General features: G+C 74.9%; 14 protein-coding genes. 3 read left to right on the forward strand and 11 right to left on the reverse strand.

The features are described from left to right. Positions 1-27: 27 nt before the first annotated feature. From ACQ95T_RS06195 to ACQ95T_RS06245, 11 genes are all read right to left on the reverse strand, one after another. Positions 28-1,323, reverse strand: a complete 1,296-nt coding sequence (locus ACQ95T_RS06195; protein WP_425940279.1) for an FHA domain-containing protein — start codon at positions 1,321-1,323, stop codon at positions 28-30. Beyond that, positions 1,320-2,606: a VWA domain-containing protein gene (locus ACQ95T_RS06200; RefSeq protein ID WP_425940281.1), complete on the reverse strand. Its 1,287-nt coding sequence runs from the start codon at positions 2,604-2,606 to the stop codon at positions 1,320-1,322. The genes ACQ95T_RS06195 and ACQ95T_RS06200 overlap by 4 nt, the downstream gene beginning before the upstream one ends. Next, positions 2,599-3,921: a PP2C family protein-serine/threonine phosphatase gene (locus ACQ95T_RS06205; protein WP_425940283.1), complete on the reverse strand. Its 1,323-nt coding sequence runs from the start codon at positions 3,919-3,921 to the stop codon at positions 2,599-2,601. The genes ACQ95T_RS06200 and ACQ95T_RS06205 overlap by 8 nt, the downstream gene beginning before the upstream one ends. Next, positions 3,918-4,235, reverse strand: a complete 318-nt coding sequence (locus ACQ95T_RS06210; RefSeq protein WP_431473796.1) for a tetratricopeptide repeat protein — start codon at positions 4,233-4,235, stop codon at positions 3,918-3,920. The genes ACQ95T_RS06205 and ACQ95T_RS06210 overlap by 4 nt, the downstream gene beginning before the upstream one ends. Then, positions 4,160-6,454: a serine/threonine protein kinase gene (locus tag ACQ95T_RS06215; protein ID WP_431473655.1), complete on the reverse strand. Its 2,295-nt coding sequence runs from the start codon at positions 6,452-6,454 to the stop codon at positions 4,160-4,162. Before ACQ95T_RS06215 ends, ACQ95T_RS06210 begins: the two co-directional genes overlap by 76 nt. Beyond that, on the reverse strand, positions 6,451-7,596 hold the full coding sequence (locus ACQ95T_RS06220; protein ID WP_431473656.1) for a hypothetical protein: 1,146 nt from the start codon (positions 7,594-7,596) through the stop codon (positions 6,451-6,453). The genes ACQ95T_RS06215 and ACQ95T_RS06220 overlap by 4 nt, the downstream gene beginning before the upstream one ends. Beyond that, a complete protein-coding gene (locus tag ACQ95T_RS06225; RefSeq protein WP_431473657.1) occupies positions 7,593-8,393 on the reverse strand; it encodes a hypothetical protein in 801 nt (266 codons plus the stop codon). Before ACQ95T_RS06225 ends, ACQ95T_RS06220 begins: the two co-directional genes overlap by 4 nt. Positions 8,394-8,927: 534 nt before the next feature. Further along, a complete protein-coding gene (locus ACQ95T_RS06230) occupies positions 8,928-10,817 on the reverse strand; it encodes an AAA family ATPase (protein ID WP_425940290.1) in 1,890 nt (629 codons plus the stop codon). Next, entirely contained in the window at positions 10,814-11,494 is a 681-nt protein-coding gene (locus tag ACQ95T_RS06235; protein ID WP_425940292.1) for a hypothetical protein, read from the reverse strand. Before ACQ95T_RS06235 ends, ACQ95T_RS06230 begins: the two co-directional genes overlap by 4 nt. Positions 11,495-11,509: 15 nt before the next feature. Beyond that, positions 11,510-12,754 carry a toxic anion resistance protein gene (locus ACQ95T_RS06240; protein WP_425940294.1) on the reverse strand — a complete coding sequence of 415 codons (1,245 nt, stop codon included), beginning with the start codon at positions 12,752-12,754 and terminating at the stop codon, positions 11,510-11,512. 88 nt (positions 12,755-12,842) lie between these two features. Then, positions 12,843-13,478 carry a GNAT family N-acetyltransferase gene (locus ACQ95T_RS06245; protein ID WP_425940296.1) on the reverse strand — a complete coding sequence of 212 codons (636 nt, stop codon included), beginning with the start codon at positions 13,476-13,478 and terminating at the stop codon, positions 12,843-12,845. Between the two features lie 120 nt (positions 13,479-13,598). Between ACQ95T_RS06245 and ACQ95T_RS06250 the strand changes: the two genes are divergently transcribed. The 3 genes from ACQ95T_RS06250 to ACQ95T_RS06260 all read left to right on the forward strand — a co-directional run bounded on the left by ACQ95T_RS06250 (position 13,599) and on the right by ACQ95T_RS06260 (position 16,390). Continuing rightward, positions 13,599-14,246, forward strand: a complete 648-nt coding sequence (locus tag ACQ95T_RS06250) for a cation transporter (RefSeq protein WP_425940298.1) — start codon at positions 13,599-13,601, stop codon at positions 14,244-14,246. 287 nt (positions 14,247-14,533) lie between these two features. Continuing rightward, complete coding sequence (locus tag ACQ95T_RS06255) at positions 14,534-15,343, forward strand: DUF4397 domain-containing protein (protein WP_425940300.1); 810 nt, start codon at positions 14,534-14,536, stop codon at positions 15,341-15,343. Between the two features lie 30 nt (positions 15,344-15,373). Further along, entirely contained in the window at positions 15,374-16,390 is a 1,017-nt protein-coding gene (locus tag ACQ95T_RS06260) for a sortase domain-containing protein (RefSeq protein WP_425940302.1), read from the forward strand. Positions 16,391-16,396 lie beyond the last annotated feature (6 nt).

Raw genomic sequence — 16,396 nt, forward strand, 5'->3', positions numbered from 1 at the left:
TAGCCAGGGCGCGGCGAGTCGCGCCGGTCAGCCCCGTCCCTGCTTCTCCGACCCGGTGGCCTGCCGCAGGGCCAACCGGGTCCAGGCGCCCACGAAGATGCGGTCGTCACGGTCGATCTCGACCCGCTGCCCGGGGGTGAGGGGGGCCGTCGGCAGCGGCTCCCCGACGGTGCCGACGAACGTCCCGTTGCTGCTGCCGAGATCCTCGATCCACCACCGCTGCCCGTCGCTGGTCAGCTGGGCGTGCCGCCTCGAGACCGCGCTGTCACCCCCGGCGTCGATCTCGGGCCGCACCCCGAGACTGCCCGACGGCCGCCCGACCAGGGCGCTGCTGCGGGTGAGCAGCACGATGTCCGGCACACCGGCGCTCGGACAGGCCTCGTCCGTCTGCTGGACGGCGTACCAGTCCGGGTCCACCCAGATCTCCACCACCCAGGTGTCCGCGAGCTCCCGCGACGGAGGGGTATGCCGTGGAGCCCGGTGCGCGCGCGGCGCCGGCTCGGCGGGTGCGGGCTGGGCGGGCGCCGGCTCGGCGGGTCCGGGCGCTGCCTCGGCGGGTGGGGCCGCTGCCTCGGCGGGTGGGGCCGCTGCCTCGGCGGGGGAGGGCTCGGCGGCCGGGGACTCGTCCGGTGCGGAGTCCGCAGACGCCTGCTCGGGCTCCTCGACGAGAGGCTGGGGCTCCGATCCGTCCTTCCCCTCCGAGACGCCCTCATCGTCGTCGCTGGCTCCGAGAGACTCGACCTGGGCCTCCTCAGACTCCACGTCGCTCTCAGACTCGACGACGCTCTCAGACTCGACGACGCTCTCGGGTTCGACACCGCTCCGGGTCTCGACGCCCGTCTCGCCCTCGGGTCCCGTGCCGGCCTCGCCGGCGACCCCGGACCCTGGTCCCTCCACCGTCGGGACAGCCCCGGTCGCATCCCCGCCGCGGGCCTCGTCACCGTCGATCGTGCCGTCACCGCCGCGGGCCTCATCATCGTCGCTCGTCCCCTCAGCGCCGGCAAGCCCGCCACCCCCGGGAGCCGCGCCCATCGGCGGCGTACCGGTCGTGAAGTCGTAGCCGCACGCCTCGCAGAAGAGCGCCTCCTCGACGTTCACCGCCCCGCAGTGCGGACACGTCACCGTGGCCGGGGCGGGGGGAGCGGCGGGCGCACCCGCGGACGCCCCAGCGCCTGGCAGCACCGGCCCGAGGTCGAGCCCGCTGCCACCCGGGAGGGGCGCGGACGGCATACCTCCCCCGCCGGAGGCGCCGATCGGGGTGCCGCAGACGTCGCAGTAGTCCGTCGCCTCGCTCAGGTGCCCCTCCGGGCAGCGGACACTCACGAAGGACGCACCCTCGTGGTCTTCGTCGAGGCGGTGTCCAGCTCCATCTCGTCCAGGCGGTCGACGTTGCGGCGCAACCGGACCCGCCCCGTGGTGGCGTCCTCGATGTCCACCACCCGTGCCAGCCGGGACGTGGCCGCCTCGTCACCGGTCTCCCGGGCCAGCTGCACGGCCCGTCCCAGCTTGGAGGTCGCGGTCGTGTCGTCACCGATCGCCTTGGCGCGCAACCCTTCCTGGATGGCCGAGGCCAGCTCGGTCTGCCCGGTGTAGTGGGCGACCTCCGGGCTGATCTGCGCGGTGAGCACGCTGTCGTCGGACCACCGCGCCTTGACCAGACCCTGGGCGCGCACCTCGCCCGCGACCGCGAGCTGGACCCGAGCCGCGAGCTGCTCCTGACCCAGCGCGCGCGGCGCCAGGCGGACGGCGACGTGGTAGTCCCGGGTCTCGTCGCCCCAGGCCCCGGTGTCGTAGGACCCGGTCAGCGCGTTGACCTCCCGGCGCCGACCGGTGATGTCCTCCAGCGTCGGCGCGACCTGCTTGACGAAGAGGATCTCCGCCCCCTGCGGCGCCCACACCCGCAGCTCGGCGTCGCTGACCCCGCGGCCCATCGACTGCTGCATGAGCCGGGCGAAGTCCTCCGGCAGCCCGTCCCAGGTGCGGATCAGCTCCACGGTCCCCATCAGCGCCTCCGCGATCCGGCGCACCTCCTCGACCTGCCAGGCGGCCCCGAGCCCGCGGCAGTCCGCCTGGTAGCGCCCGCGGACCTGCTCGATCGCCCAGCTGAGCTCCTGGGGGGTCTCGTGCTGGTTGGCCCCGTCGGTCAGCAGGATCGCGTGCCGCTTGGACAGCGTCGGCACGGTGCCGAACAGCTGGGCGGCCGCCAGCAGCCAGCGCCCCATCGCGGTGCCGCCGCCGGGGACGAGCCGCTGCAGGGAGCGCTTGGCCTCCAGCCGCGACTGCGCCGACATCCGCACCATCGAGGCGGTCCCGGTCGTGGGGTAGCAGAGCGCGGCCTCGTGGTTGCCCGCGACGATGGCGAACCAGACCCCGTCGACGATCTGGTCCAGCGCGGCGGACGCGGCGTAGGCCGCGGCCTGCACGCCCTGGACGTCCATCGACCCGGAGACGTCGACGATGATGATCTCGCCGGCCTCCCCAGACCCGCTGCTCATCGGCGCCACCGTGCCGGCCCCGGTGCAGGTTACCGACACGATGGCGTGCACGTCGGTCCCGCCGTCGGGCAGGTGCTCGTTCTGGTGGACGGTCGCCGTGAACTCAGCCATGGGTCCCATCCTGCCCCGTCGGCGTGCGGACCAGCGCGACGGTGATGTTGTCGGCCCCGCCCCGCTCGTTGGCCCACCGCACGAGCGCCTGCGCCAGGGCGAGGGGGTCGGGGGAGGAGGGGGTATGCGGTGCGCCGGCCTCCGGGGCGGCGTCGCCCCGGCCCCGGTCCTCCTCCGTCGGACCGTCCGGTCCCTGCTCGCGGGTGGACTTCTCGGTCGTCACCTCGGCGGGCCGGGCGAGGGAGTGGACCACCTCGCGCAGGGCCCGCGGTTCGGAGGCGTAGTTCCACAGGCCGTCCGAGCACAGGAGCAACCAGCCCGGCGCGGTGACGTCCTGGGTGGTCACGACCGGGGTGTGGTCGGGGGCGTCCGGCCCGAGCCACCGGGTGATCGTGTGCGCCATCGGCCCGGCCTCGGCGGTCTGCCGGTCGAGCCCGGCCTGGACCTGCTCCTCGGCCATCGAGTCGTCGGTAGTGAGCCGCAGGGGCTCACCGGCGTCCGGCAGCCAGTACGCCCGGCTGTCGCCGACCGACCCCACCGTCGCCGTTCCGTCCTGGACGAGGGCGGCCACGTAGGTGCAGGAGGGGGCGGAGTCCGGGAAGTCCCGACCCACCTGCTCGACCGCCTCTGCCGCCGCGTCGGTGGCGGCGACGATCCGCTCGTCCGGCTCCAGCGACCCGTCGACGAGCACCGCCAGGGCCGCGTCCGCAGCGGCGAGGCTGGCCTCGGCGCTGCGGGTCGCCGTGGTCACCCCGTCGCAGACGACGAGCGCGGCCCTGCCCCTGCCGTCGGCCCAGACGGCCATCGCGTCCTCGTTGTCCTCGTGCCGCAGCCCCCGGTCGCACACGGCCGCGACGCGGTCGTCGGGCTGGGCGGTGAAGTGGTGGCGGGGGTCGGCCTTGCGCGAACCGCACTCGGTGCACCAGCCGTCCTCGTCGTAGGCGCCGCCGCACAGGGTGCACCGGCCGTGGTCCGCCGGCTGGGCGGCGGCCTCGGGGCCGGGCGCGGGGGGAAGCGTCCCGTCGAGCACGAGCATCGGCTCGGGAAGCGGCGGAGGTCCGTCGGAGAACGGCTCGGGTTCCTCGGCACCTCCCGCGTCGGCACCTCCTGCGTCGGCGGTCCCCGCGCCGGAGCCGTCAGCCCCGGCGCCCGCGTCGGCCGGCGCCTGCTGGGCCTCGTCCGGCTGCTCCTGCTCCGCCGCGTCGGTGCGGGCCTGCTCCTCATCGGTCCGTGCCGGCTGCGCCTGACGCCGCCGGGCGTCCACCGGCTCGGCGAGGCCGTCCGGCGGCGGGGGGACGGGGGGAGTCGTCGTCATGTCCAGCTCCAGGGTCGGATGGCGTTGGCCCGGTCGATGAGGGCCGCCCGCTCGGTGGGCTCGGGGGTGTAGTCGGCGAGGAAGCGGTACTCGTGCTCCAGCGCCGTGCGCAGGGAGTCCCGGGTCAGGCGGACCTCACCGAGCCGCCAGTCGGGACGTTCGCCGTGCTGACGCACCTGCTCCAGGGCCTGCTCGTAGATCCCGGCCTGGAAGTGGGCACGCTGCCGCGGGTCCAGCGTCAGCCGCGAGACCGAGTGCACCGACTCGCGCAGGTCGGCCAGGCCGCCGCGACGGCGCAGCAGCTCGGCGCGCAGCCACCGCGCCCGCGGGTGGGCCCGGCTGCCGGGGGGGGGGGGACGGAGTCGAGCGCGGCGATGGCCCCGTCCACGTCGTCGCGGCCCAGGCGGACCCGGTAGAGCCCGAAGGCGGCGGGTGCGACATACGCCGCGTCGGTGCGCCAGGCACGGTCGTAGTCCAGCTCGGCCGCCTTGGCGTAGCCCCCGATCTCGCTGGCCAGCGCCAGCGCGAGGCGGGGGGCGATCTCCCCCGGGAGGGCGTCCCGGACCACGGCCAGGTGGCCGGCGGCGGCGTGCCCGGCCGCCCGGTCCGCCTCCGCGTCCGTGCCCTGTGCGGTGCCCACGCGGCTCAGCGCCCACAGGCCCCGCATCCAGGAGGCCCGCCAGTCCCAGGGGTCCTCGGCCAGCAGCCCGCGGACCGCGTCCTCGACCCAGGTCTGCTGACCCACCCGGATCCCGGCCCGCGCCTGGGCCAGCAGCACCTCCGGCGTGCGCTCGGTGGCCCCCTGCAGGGCGGCGTGCATCGCCACCGGGTCGGAGGTCGGCAGGGTGGCCACCCAGTCGCGCATCGGGTCGGCGTCGTCGTGCCGGAGCTCGGGCAGCTCCCACCAGGCCAGGGTCTCGGTCGTGGAGACGGGCGCCTCGAACACCGGCGAGTGCGAGGACATCGTGGCCGGGTGGTCGGAGCCCGCGGCCACGACCTGACGCAGCACCCCCGTCGTCTGGGTGCGCAGGTCCTCGACCGTGAGGAAGCGGTCGTTGGGGTCCGGTGCGCAGCAGCGGGCCACGAGGCGGTAGAACGCGTCGTGCTCCACGAACGGCGGCACCTGCGACATCGGCGGCAGGGAGTCGACGTACTCGCTCTGGTAGCCGCGGAACTCGAAGGTCAGCACGCTGAGCGTCCGGCCGATCGTGTAGACGTCGGAGGCCACCGACGGGCCGACCTCGGAGACCTCCGGCGCCTGGTAGCCGACGGTGCCGTAGATCGGCGACTCCAGGTCGTCCTGCCGACGCACGCCGCCCAGGTCGATGAGCTTGACCCCGTCGCCCTCCTGGATGAGGTTGTCGGGCTTGAAGTCGCAGTAGAGCAGGCCGAGGTCGTGCAGGTGGGTGAAGGCCGGCAGGACCTCGATGACGTAGGCCAGGGCCTGCTCGACGGGAAAGGCGTCGTAGCGACCGGCGGCCTGCATCCGCTCCTTGAGCATCTGCTTCAGGCTCGTGCCGCCGACATGCTCCATCACCGTGTACGCGTCGCCCTCGTGGGTGACCACGTTGTAGATCTCCACGATGAGCGGGTGCTTGACCTGGGCCAGGAACTGCTGCTCGGCGACGGCGGCGTCCAGCGCGTCCGAGTCCCCCGTGTTGAGCAGGCCCTTGAGCACCACCCACCGGTCGGAGACGTTGCGGTCGCGCGCCAGGTAGATCCACCCCATCCCGCCGTGCGCCAGGGCGCCGGCGACCTCGTACTGCCCGGCCACCAGGTCACCGGCCACGAGCTTGGGGGTGAAGGAGTAGGGCGCACCGCACTGCGGGCAGAAGCCCTGCTGGCGGCCGGCGCCCTCACCGAGGGCACGGCCCACCTTGGCCCCGCAGTTCGGGCAGACGCGCCGGTCCTCGGGGACCTCCGGGTCCACCATGACCGCGTCCAGGGGGTCCGAGGGCGGCACCGGCGGCACCTGGGTGAGCCCCATCCCGAGCCGGGACCGACGGCCGGAGGCGGCCCGCTGCCGGCGCACCCGGGCCGCCCGGACGGCCTGCCGGGTCTGACCGGGGGCCGGGGTGGCGACCTGGTGGGCGCTGTCGCCGCCGGCCGGCACCTCGCCGTCGGCCGTCGCGGGCGCGGCGCCCGAGGGGCTTCCACCGGGCGTCCGTCCAGCCTCAGAGCTCCCGGCGTCGTCGCCGGCACCGGTCGCACCGGTCGCACCGGGGGCGCCGGTCGCCCCGGACGGGCCGGTCGCGCCGGACCCACGGGTCGCGCCCGCCGCACCCGTCCCGCTGCTCGTGCCCGTCCCGCTGCTCGTGCCGGTCCCGCCGGCACCGTCCGTCCACCCGCCCGCAGCCGCGGATCCTGATCCAGCGACGGCCCCGGCCGGACCCAGCGAGGGGTCGTGCCCGTGGAGGTGGGTGTCGGCCCCGGCCTCGCCGGTCGGCACCTGCGTCGGCTCCGGCGAGCCGCAGACGTTGCACCAGCCGTCCTCGTACGTTCCCGGACAACCCGGCTCCACGCACCGGTTCACGGCTGCACCCCCATCGTGCGCGCCAGCGTCTCCTGCGCCTGCACCATCGCCTCCAGCCTCGTCAGGTCGGTCGGGGTCCTGGACAGCAGGGCCGCGGCCTGCTCCGCCAGCCCCGCGCTCGCCGCGGCCCCCTGCTCGTCGGCCGCCAGCGCGGCGTGCACGCGGTCGGCGCGCCCGGCCAGGTCGTCGCGCCGCTCCACCGCCGCGGCGTACGCCTGCTGGGCCAACGTCAGGGCCCGGTCCACCCGCTCCAACCGACCCAGGTATGCCGTGAGCTCGGCCGGGTCCGCCGGCACCGGTCCCAGCTGGGCCACGTCGGGCACGCCGAGCGTGGGGGGGGGGGTGACGAGCGCACGGGCCCGCTCAGCGAGGGAGCGCACGGCCTGGCCACGGGCGCTCAGCTCGGCCACCAGCTGCGAGGCGCGGGCGTGGTCCACCCGGGCGTGCGCACGCTGGGAGGCGGCGACGATGAGGTCGCGCTCGGTCGTGGCGGCCTCGACCTCGAGCGGTCCGAGGAAGCCGCCGACGTCGCCGCCGCGCCGCGCGCGCTCGGTGACGTCCTCCAGCCTGCGGTCGAGGGCGTCGTAGGCCTGCTGCGCCGAGCTCCTGCGCCGCTCCGGGACGAGGGCGACCTGGTCGGCGATCCGTTCCACCTGCTGGCGCAGGGCGTGCAGCCGGTCGGTCACCGTCGGGTCGGCGCCGTCCAGCCGCAGGCGCATCCTCAGTGAGGAGGCCAGGGAGTCCGAGAGGCGGCAGGCCTCGGGCAGCGACACGGCGAGCGACTGCCCGCCGGCCCGCTGGCCGGGCTGCTCCAGCGAGCCCCAGACGAGGGTGGTGATCCGTCGGCGCTCGCCCTCGCCGACGCGCCCGGAGTCCCACGTGGCCAGGATCAGGCCGAGGCGGTCGGAGACCGCCTGCCACAGCGTCATCGACAGGGTGACGTCCGGCGTGACGGCGACCCGGTCCTGCGGGTCGGACAGGTCCATCGCGGCGCGGTCGAGGGCGTCGAGCTCGACCTTGCGACGGTCCTTCCAGGTGATGAGCGCGTCCAGGTAGCGGAGCAGCTCACGGGGGTCGACGTCGGAGCCGAGCGACCCGGGGGCGGCCGGCGCGACGGCATACCTGCTCGTGCCCGCGCTCACCGGTAGTCCTTGAGCCGCTGGGTGATCCCCGCCCACGCCAGGGCGGCGGCCGCGAGGCCGAGGAGGAGGGCCAGGCCGGAGCTGATGACGGCCGGCAGCCCGACGCGGGACGTGGCCGCCGCCAGCCGCCCGTCCAGCCGGTCGGCCAGCTCGGCCTCGAGCCCGGCCCAGGCCTCCTGGGTGCCGGCGAGGACCTCCGCGGCCGCCGCGGGGTCCGCCGCGGCCGCGACGTCCTCCTGGGCGGCGTCGACCTGCTGCCAGGTGTCGGCCAGCTCGCGGTCGTCCAGCGCGGCCAGGGCCCGGGTCGCCTCCGTGCCGTCCGTGCCGTAGGTGTCAGGGGTGCCGAGCACGGGTGCGTACTGCGCCGCCCGGGCCTGCCGCACCTCCTGCAGGGCGGAGGCGACCTCGGCGGTGCCGCCGACCTGACCGTCCACGCTGACCGGGACGGCGGAGGGGTTGAGCGAGACGTAGGCCAGCCAGCCGGTCATCACGGTGGCGACGAGGAGCGGGACGTTGACGATCCGCCGGGTGCGCAGCGCGAGCCAGACGAGGACGCCGAGCATGAGGAGGGTGGCCAGGGTCCCGACGACGCCGGTCAGCACCGAGCGGGAACCGGTGGCCAGGTCCTCGGCGTGGGTGGAGGCCGTGGTGTCGCTGGAGTCGGTCGCGGTGCGCAGCAGGATCCGGGCGGCGGTGAGGTCCTCGGAGACGGCCGGCGCGCCGTCGGTGGCGCCGTCGGTGGCGCTCTCGCCGGTGGCGCTCTCGCCGGACGCCGTGGCGACCTGCGTCTGGCCCACGAGGACGGCGGCCTCAGCGATCTGGGAGGCCGTCTCGCTGCTGCGACCGGCCTCACCCCCGGAACGGGCGTGCGCCCCGGCGGCGGCACGCAGCGCTTCGACGGGCGTCGCGGTGGTCTCCGACGCCGTGGGCAGCTCGGTCCCGGTCGCCCGGGCGGCGGCCTGCTCGGTGGTCCGCAGCTCGGCCTCGGCCAGGTCGACCCCGGTGCGCTCGGCCGCTGTCCACTGGGCCGCGATGACGTTCGGCGTGCTGTTGACGCCGCCGGTGTCGAAACGTCCCCGTCGCGACGACGCCCGTCAGCAGCGCGGCGGCCGCGGTGACACCGCGGGCCACCCGCAGGAGACGGGGGGTCGCGGAGGTGGGACGCCCCGGGGTGCTGGTCGTCGGAGCGGGCTGCGGCTGGGCGCCCTTCCCCGGAGCCGGCCGCTGGGCACCCTGCGTCTGCTGCGCGCCCGGCCCCCGGGCCGGCTGCGGCCGGGTCGTCGACGCGGCCGAGCTCGCCCCTGCTCCCGGGGCGGTCGGCGAGGGTGTGCTCACGACGACGTCCCCCTGTCCTCGTGACCGGTGCCGTCGTCCTGGAGGCCGCGCTCGTGACCGGTGCCGTCGTCCTGGAGGCCGTCCTCGTGGCCGGCGGCGTCAGGCCCCTCGTCGCCGAAGTCCTGGGCGTCGAGCGAGCTGCTCCGGCCGCTGTCACCCGCGGGCTCGTCACCCCCGGCCCCGGCCCCGGCCTCGTTCCCGTCCACCGACAGGTCCACCCCGTCGCGATCCTCGAAGTCCTGCCGCCGCAGCGTCCGCAGCTCCTCGATCTCGACGTCCTCGGTGTCGCGCAGCCGCCAGGCGTGCCGGCCGATCGCCGCCTCGAGCATGTTGCGGGAGTAGCGTCCGTTGCCGAAGCTGGGCCCCCGCGGCACCGCGCCGAGCATCTCCCGGAACCGCTCCTGCGCCTCCGGGTCGACGTCGTAGTCCATCTTCTCGGCGAGCACGAGCAGGATCCCGTTGAGCTCGTCGTCGGTGTAGTCGTCGAACTCGATGATCGTGCGGAACCGGCTCTCCAGCCCCGGGTTCATCCCGATGAACTCCGCCATCGGCGCGGGATAGCCGGCGACGATGACCACCAGCTCCTCGCGGTGGTCCTCCATCTCCTTGACGAGGGTGTCGACGGCCTCCTTGCCGTACTGGTCCCCGCCCAGGCTGTAGGCCTCGTCGATGAACAGCACCCCTCCCAGCGCCGACCTCACCACCTCGGCGGTCTTGGCCGCGGTCTGGCCCAGGTAGCCGGCGACGAGCTCGGAGCGGTCGACCTCGACGAGCTGTCCCTTGTCGAGCAGCCCCAGCGCCCGGTAGATCCCGCCGACCAGCCGCGCGACGGTCGTCTTGCCGGTGCCGGGGTTGCCGACGAACACCAGGTGCCTCGTCAGCGTGGCCACCTTCAGCCCGGCCTCCTGCCGCCGCGCGTCCATCTTCAGCAGCGCCACCTGCCGGTGGATCTCGGCCTTGACCCGCTCCAGGCCGATCAGCTCGTCGAGCTCGGCGAGCAGCTCCTCGACCGACCGCTGCGGGGGAGCCGGCTCGGCCGGCTGCTCGGCACCCTCGGGGGCCTCCTGGGTGGCGGTCGCGCCGTAGGTCCCGACCGGTCCCTCGTGCGGCGCCTGGCCGGCGCCCTCCGGTCCGCCCTGGGCGGGGGCGGAGGGATCCTCTGGGTATGCCGTGCCGCCCGGCGTCCACGACAGCGGCGGTGCGGGGGGCAGCTGGGCCCCGGGACCCGCGGCCTGGCCGAAGCGGCCCATCTCGTCGAGCATCTGGCGGACCCGCCCGGACTGCTCCTGGGCGTGCTCGAGCAGCTCCTTGGCCCACGTGCGCTGGTCGGTCCCGTCCTGACCGGGGCCCTGGCGCGTGGCCGGTGCGTACCCCTCGAGCGGGTCGTCGCCCGGCGGTCGCAGCCCGGCGCGGGGATCGGCCGGGGTCGCTGCCGAGGCTGACGGGCCGGGCGCCCGTCCCGGATGGCCCGCCAGCCGGTGACCCTGCACCCCTGCCGCGGCCAGCTGGGTCCGGGCCGCGGTGATCGCCTGGCCCACGGTGGTCGCGTCCGACCCGGGGAGCGCGCTCGCCGCGGTGGCCACGTCGGCCAGCGCGACGGCATACCCCTGCGCGTGCGGGCTCGACTCGGCGACGAGGGTCTGCAGCAGCGGCGTGGGGATGGCGCGGTAGCGGCGGCCGTGCGGAGCGGTGCCGAAGTAGTCGCTCGAGGGGAGCGCGAAGGCCTCGCCCCAGGTGCGCGCGATCTGGGCCGAGCCGACGCTGCGCTCCATGACCGCGGCGGCCAGGGCGATCCCCTCTGCGCGGGCGGCACCCTCCTGCAGGCCGGCCTGCTCGCCGACCAGCGCCAGGGCGTCGACGGCGTCGCGCAGCGGTGAGGTGGTCATGAGGTCCTTCCCTCGGGCGGGGACAGCGGGCTGATCGAGGGGGAATCATCCTCGTCCGTCGTCGGGGTCCGCGGCGAGGCCGTCGGGTCGGGCGAGGACGGTGCGCCCCTGTCGTCGTTCGACCGCTCACCGTCCGGCTGCTCGGGCACCGGCGCGTGGTCGTCCGCGCCGATCCGCAGCGACCCGCCGCCGGCCGAGCCGCCGAACTTCTCGGCGATGAACCGGCCCTGGGCGACGAGCTCGCGGGCGTCGTCGCGGTAGACGGCGTCGAAGACCCGGTCCATCGTCAGCCCGAGCAGGTCGAGCTGGTCGACGAGGACCATGAGCGAGGTCTTGGCCCCGTCGACGGGACGGGTGTCGGCGTAGCGCCGGGGGAGGCGCTGGTAGGCACCGATCGCCTCGGGCAGGTAGTCGGTGGCCGTCGCCACGACCGTGTAGCCCAGGCTGCTGCCGGAGATGCGGCTCATCCGCGGCACCGTGTCCCGGACGGTGTCGACCACCCGCTGGGCGCGCGCGACGACCACCGAGGGCAGCGTCGAGGCGCCCACCAGCTCCTCCGTCGCGGCCAGCGCCTGCTCCACGTCCTGCGCCGTCGGGGGCGCGGGCAGCTCGAGCCGGTCGTCCGCGGCCTCGGGAGCGCGCCCGAGCATCCGGTCCAGCAGGTCGGAGAACCCCATGCCGTCCCCGCCCCGTCAGGAGAGCCGGGTCGGCGGGGAGTCACCCAGGTCGAGCTCTCCGCCGACCAGCCGGGTGTCGGTGCGGCGCGAGCGGTCGAGGTAGCTGCGCGACTTGGAGACCTCGCCCTCGAGCACGCCGATGGTCTGGGCCATCGAGTCCAGCGCCTGGGAGCGGAAGGCGTCGATCGCGTCCATCGTCTCGTAGATGTTGGCGAAGGCCGCCTGCAGCTGGTCCAGGCCGAGCGTGGAGGAGGCGGCCTGCTCCTGGATGGCGACCGAGTTGTCCCGCAGCATCTCGCTGGTGCGCTGGATCATGTCCGAGGTCGTGCTGTTCAGCGCGGTGATCTGGTCCAGGACCAGCTTCTGGTTGTTCAGCGCCTGGGCGACGAGAACGGCCGTGCGCAGGGCCGAGACGGTCGTCGTGGAGGCGCGGTCGACACCCTTGATGAGCTCGATGTTGTTCTTCATGATGATGTCGATCGCCAGGTAGTTCTGGATCGAGACCGCCAGCTGGGTGAGCAGGTCCTGGTGCTTCTGCCGGACGTAGAAGAGCACGTCCTCACGCATGGCCTTGGCCTTCTCCGGGTCCGTCTCTTCGAGCTGGGCGACGTGGGCGGAGACACGGGCGTCAAGCTGCTCGGCGATGTACACGTACTGGTTGAGCCGGCCCATGGAGTCCCACAGCTGCTGCTTCTCCATGTTGAGCGCGGCGTTGTCCTTGGCCAGCTCGTCCTGGCCGCTGCGCAGCGCGTGCAGGATGCCGTCGAGGTGCTTCTCAGCGGACTCGTACTTGCGGAAGTAGTCGCGCAGCCGGTCCCCGAACGGGATCATGCCGAGGAACTTCTTGGCGCCCTGGGCCTGGCCCGGGTCGAGGTCCTCCACGGTGCGGCGCAGCTCCATGAGCGTGCGGCCGACCTTGGACTCCTTGGAGACGCCACCCTCCTGCAGCGCCCGGACCGGCGACTTCAGCAGCCGGTTGGAGGTCTCGGCGGCCGTGCGGATCTCCGCGTCGCCCATGGTCCGCACGTCGGCGGCCTTGCGGGCGAACTCCGGCGAGCGCGTCTCGGTCTGCGTCAGGCCCTGGACGAAGTCCTCGACCTTCTTGTCCAGGGCGGGGATCGCCTGCGGGTCGACCTGCGGGGCCATCGCCGGTGCGGCGGTCTCGGCGACCGGCTGCGGCGGGGCCGGCGCGGTCAGGGTGAGCACCTCCTGGGCACCGAGGGGGGTGGGGGCCTGGAGCGGCTGCGGCTGGTCGGTCATCTGCTCTCCTCCGGTTGGCACCCGCGTCCCGGGCGGCGTCCACGGGGCCACCTGGGCACCCGGCGGGTCTGACGCGCCCATTGTGTCCCTAGTTCCGGTCCGGCACACCCGGGGGAGGGGTATGCCGGAGGAGCGCCAGGCGGTAGACGAGCAGGTCGACGCCCGGCACGGGCGACCAGTCGCGTTCCGGGACCCGGACGAACCCCGCCTGTTCGTACATCCGGTGCGCCGCCGCCATCCACCCGTCGCTGGACATGGCGACCGCGGCGTACCCGTCCCGCCGGGCCCGGGCCACGACCGCGTCGAGCAGCGCCCGGCCCACGCCCCGGGCCCTGGCCGAGGGGTCCACCGCCAGCATGCGGAACTCGGCCTCGTCCTCGGAGGCGACCTCGCGCTGCCCCGAGCCGTGGCCGGCCCAGGTGACGGTGCCCACGACCTGTTCGTCCAGCTCGGCGACCCAGACCTCGGAGCCGGGATCGCCGGCGCGGGCGGCCGTGTCGCGCAGCTCCTCCCAGTAGGACTGCTCGGGCGGCATGCCGCTGGGCCCGTAGGCGGTCACGAGGATCCGCCCGACCGTCTCGTGGTCCTCGGGGGTCGCCGGTCGGACGACCGGTGATCCTGGAGAGCGGGTGTCGGCGTCCTGCGGGGTCGTGGCGTCCGGGGGCGTGGCGTCGGGGGTCGTGGCGTCCGAGGGCGTGGCGTCGGGAGTCGTGGCGTCGGGCACGGCTCGGACGCTACCGGCTGCCCCAGGTGGCGGGGTGTCGGGGACGATCACGACCGCAGGAGCCGCGAGCTGCCGGTGGGCGGCGTGGCCGGGGGACGGGTCGCGGTGGACGATGGTGAGGTGACCCAGGACCGTGGAGAGTCGCCCCAGCAGCTGATCGAGCCCCATACCCTCCGGCGCACGGTGCTCACCGTGGCCGGCCTGAACTTCGGGTACTTCTGGGTGCAGGTCGTGGTGGCGGTGTCCATCGGGTCCGTGGCGCTGCTGGCGGACAGCGTCGACTTCCTGGAGGACACGGCCGTCAACCTGCTGATCTTCCTCGCGCTCGGGTGGCCGCTGGCCCGGCGGGCGACGGCCGGGAAGGTGATGGCCGGGCTCATCCTGCTGCCGGCGGCAGCGGCCGCATGGGCGGCGTTCAGCAAGGCGGGCGACCCCGAGCCGCCGGACGTCACCCTCCTGGTGCTCACCGCCGGCGGGGCGGTGCTGGTCAACGGTCTGGCCGCCTGGCTGCTCTCGCGGATCCGGCACCACGGAGGCTCGATGACGACGACGGCGTTCGTCATCGCCCGCAACGACGTGCTCATCAACCTGGCGATCATCGCGATGGGCCTGCTGACGTGGGCGACCGGAAGCGGCTGGCCCGACATCGTGCTCGGCGCGGCCATCATCCTGCTGAACCTGCGCGCGGCCGCAGAGGTCTGGGAGGTCGCCACCGAGGAGTCGCTGGCCGCCAAGGCGCTCGCCGGTGAGGACGTCGACGACGACTGAGCGTCGAGCCGACGAGTCTGCCGTGGGTGGCGCCACGTCACGGGGCGTGACGGCGCCGGCCGCTGCGGTCCGAGGATTTCTGCAGTCGATCGTGGCCCCCCATGGGGCCCGGATCGACTGCAGACCCGCAGGTCGGACGGCTGCGGAGGGGGAGGGGCTGGCGCTCGTGCCGGATCTGGGTCATACTCATGTGACAAACATTCGACAAAGGTGAATCCAACCCAGGACATCACCCCGTAGTAGTGGACAGAGGGCGGACGGTCCGCCCCTCACCGAAGGAGCTCATCATGCGCAGGATCACCACCGCAGCCCTGGTCGCCGGCGCGACCGTCACCGCACTGGCCGCCGCCCCCGCGGCCGCCGACGACCACGAGTCGATGGTCTCCATCCTCCACGGGGTCCCCGGCCTGACCGTGGACGTCTACGTGGACGGCGAGGAGCTGCTCCCCGACTTCGCCCCCGGCACCCTGACCGACCCGATGCCGCTCGCGGCCGGCACCTACGACATCGAGGTCTACGCCGACGGTGACACCCCCGACTCGGCCGACCCGGCCATCTCGGCCGAGGGCCTCGAGGTTCCCGGCGGGGCCAACCTGACCCTGGCCGCCCACCTGGACGCCGACGGCAACGCGATGCTGTCCGCCTTCGCCAACGACGTGTCCGAGACCGCGGCCGGCGACGCCCGCCTCACCGTCCGGCACGCCGCCGCCGCCCCCGCGGTGGACGTCCGCGCCGGTGGCGACCCGGTCATCTCCGGCCTGACCAACCCGAACGAGGAGGTCCTGGACCTGCCGGCCGGCATGGTCACGGCCGACGTCGTGCTCGCGGACACCGAGGACGTCGTGCTCGGCCCGGCCGACCTCGACCTGGGCGAGGGTGTCAACACCATCGTCTACGCCTGGGGCTCGGCCGAGGACGGAACCCTCGACCTGGCCGTCCAGACCATCGACGGCCTGCACAGCGCGCCCGAGGGCGTGCCGTCCGGCCAGGGCGGTCTGGTCGACAACGCGATGCTCATGGTCCTCGCGGCCGCCGGCGCAGCCGGTGTCCTCGTGGCCGGCAGCCGGATCACCCGCCGCAGCGGCGCCAGCGCCTGATCCGCTGACCACCAGACGCCGCACCTGCCCATGACCCGTCCGCAGCCCCCCGTTCCCACCGGAGATCCCACCGGTGGGGCGGGGGCGTCGCGGCGGGATGCGGCCCGCCGTGGGGACGACCCGGCCGGGCAGGGACGCGGCACCGCCACCGGGCGCCCGAACCAGGGTGCCCGGTGGCGGATCGACCGGGGGAGCTTCGGCCTCCTGGTCGGCTCCGTCCTCCTGCTGGTCTGGGCCCTGGTCGCGCTGGGTCGCGACCCGGTCCCGGCCGCGGAGGACTTCGGTGACGTCCCCGTGGAGGTGGCCATGACCTCCACGGGGACTCCCGCCGGCGGGGACGACCCCGCGTCGACCGCAACCCCCGCCGACGGCGCGACCGGAACCCCCGGCGAGGACGCAGGCACCGACGGCACGTCGGCCGACGACGCAGGAGCGGACGCCGGCTCCGACGACGCAGGAGCGGACGCCGGCCCGGGCGACGACGCCGCTGCCACCCGCTCCCCGTCCGCCGCCACCTCCCGCTTCACTCCCCCCGCCACCCGGCCGGCCACCCTCGAGGAGGCCACGCGGGCGGCCTCCTCGGCCGCCGACCGCGCCCCGGTCCGGCTGCAGGTCGGGGCGGTCGGCCTGGACGTCCCGCTCGACGCCGTCGGCGTCCAGGACGACGGGCAGATGCGGATCCCCGAGGACGCCGACCGGGCCGGCTGGTACCGCTTCGGCCCCGCCCCCGGCTCCGACCAGGGGTCGGCCGTCATCTCCGGCCACGTGGACGACCGCTCCGGACCCGGGGCCTTCCTGGCCCTGACCGACGTCTCCGAGGGGGACGAGGTGGTGGTGGAGGCGGCCGACGGGAGCAGCACCGCATACACCGTGGTGTCGTTGCGCACCGTGGCCAAGCCAGAGCTGGCCGTGCAGGAGGTCTTCCGCCGCGACGGCGAGCCGGTGCTCCAGCTCATCACCTGCACCGGGCCGTGGTCGCCGGACACCCGGCGCTACACCGACAACCTCGTCATCACCGCCGTACCCGTCGACGCAGGGGAACCGTGATCCGCG

Source organism: Ornithinimicrobium carbonis (assembly GCF_050703245.1).
GTDB lineage: Bacteria > Actinomycetota > Actinomycetes > Actinomycetales > Dermatophilaceae > Ornithinicoccus.

Excerpts from the sequence above, each read along its gene's own strand:
- ACQ95T_RS06200 (WP_425940281.1), bottom strand. The coding sequence starts at position 2,606 with ATGGCTGAGTTCACGGCGACCGTCCACCAGAACGAGCACCTGCCCGAC.
- ACQ95T_RS06205 (WP_425940283.1), bottom strand. The coding sequence starts at position 3,921 with ATGACGACGACTCCCCCCGTCCCCCCGCCGCCGGACGGCCTCGCCGAG.
- ACQ95T_RS06230 (WP_425940290.1), bottom strand. The coding sequence starts at position 10,817 with ATGACCACCTCACCGCTGCGCGACGCCGTCGACGCCCTGGCGCTGGTC.
- ACQ95T_RS06235 (WP_425940292.1), bottom strand. The coding sequence starts at position 11,494 with ATGGGGTTCTCCGACCTGCTGGACCGGATGCTCGGGCGCGCTCCCGAG.
- ACQ95T_RS06240 (WP_425940294.1), bottom strand. The coding sequence starts at position 12,754 with ATGACCGACCAGCCGCAGCCGCTCCAGGCCCCCACCCCCCTCGGTGCC.
- ACQ95T_RS06255 (WP_425940300.1), top strand. The coding sequence starts at position 14,534 with ATGCGCAGGATCACCACCGCAGCCCTGGTCGCCGGCGCGACCGTCACC.
- ACQ95T_RS06260 (WP_425940302.1), top strand. The coding sequence starts at position 15,374 with ATGACCCGTCCGCAGCCCCCCGTTCCCACCGGAGATCCCACCGGTGGG.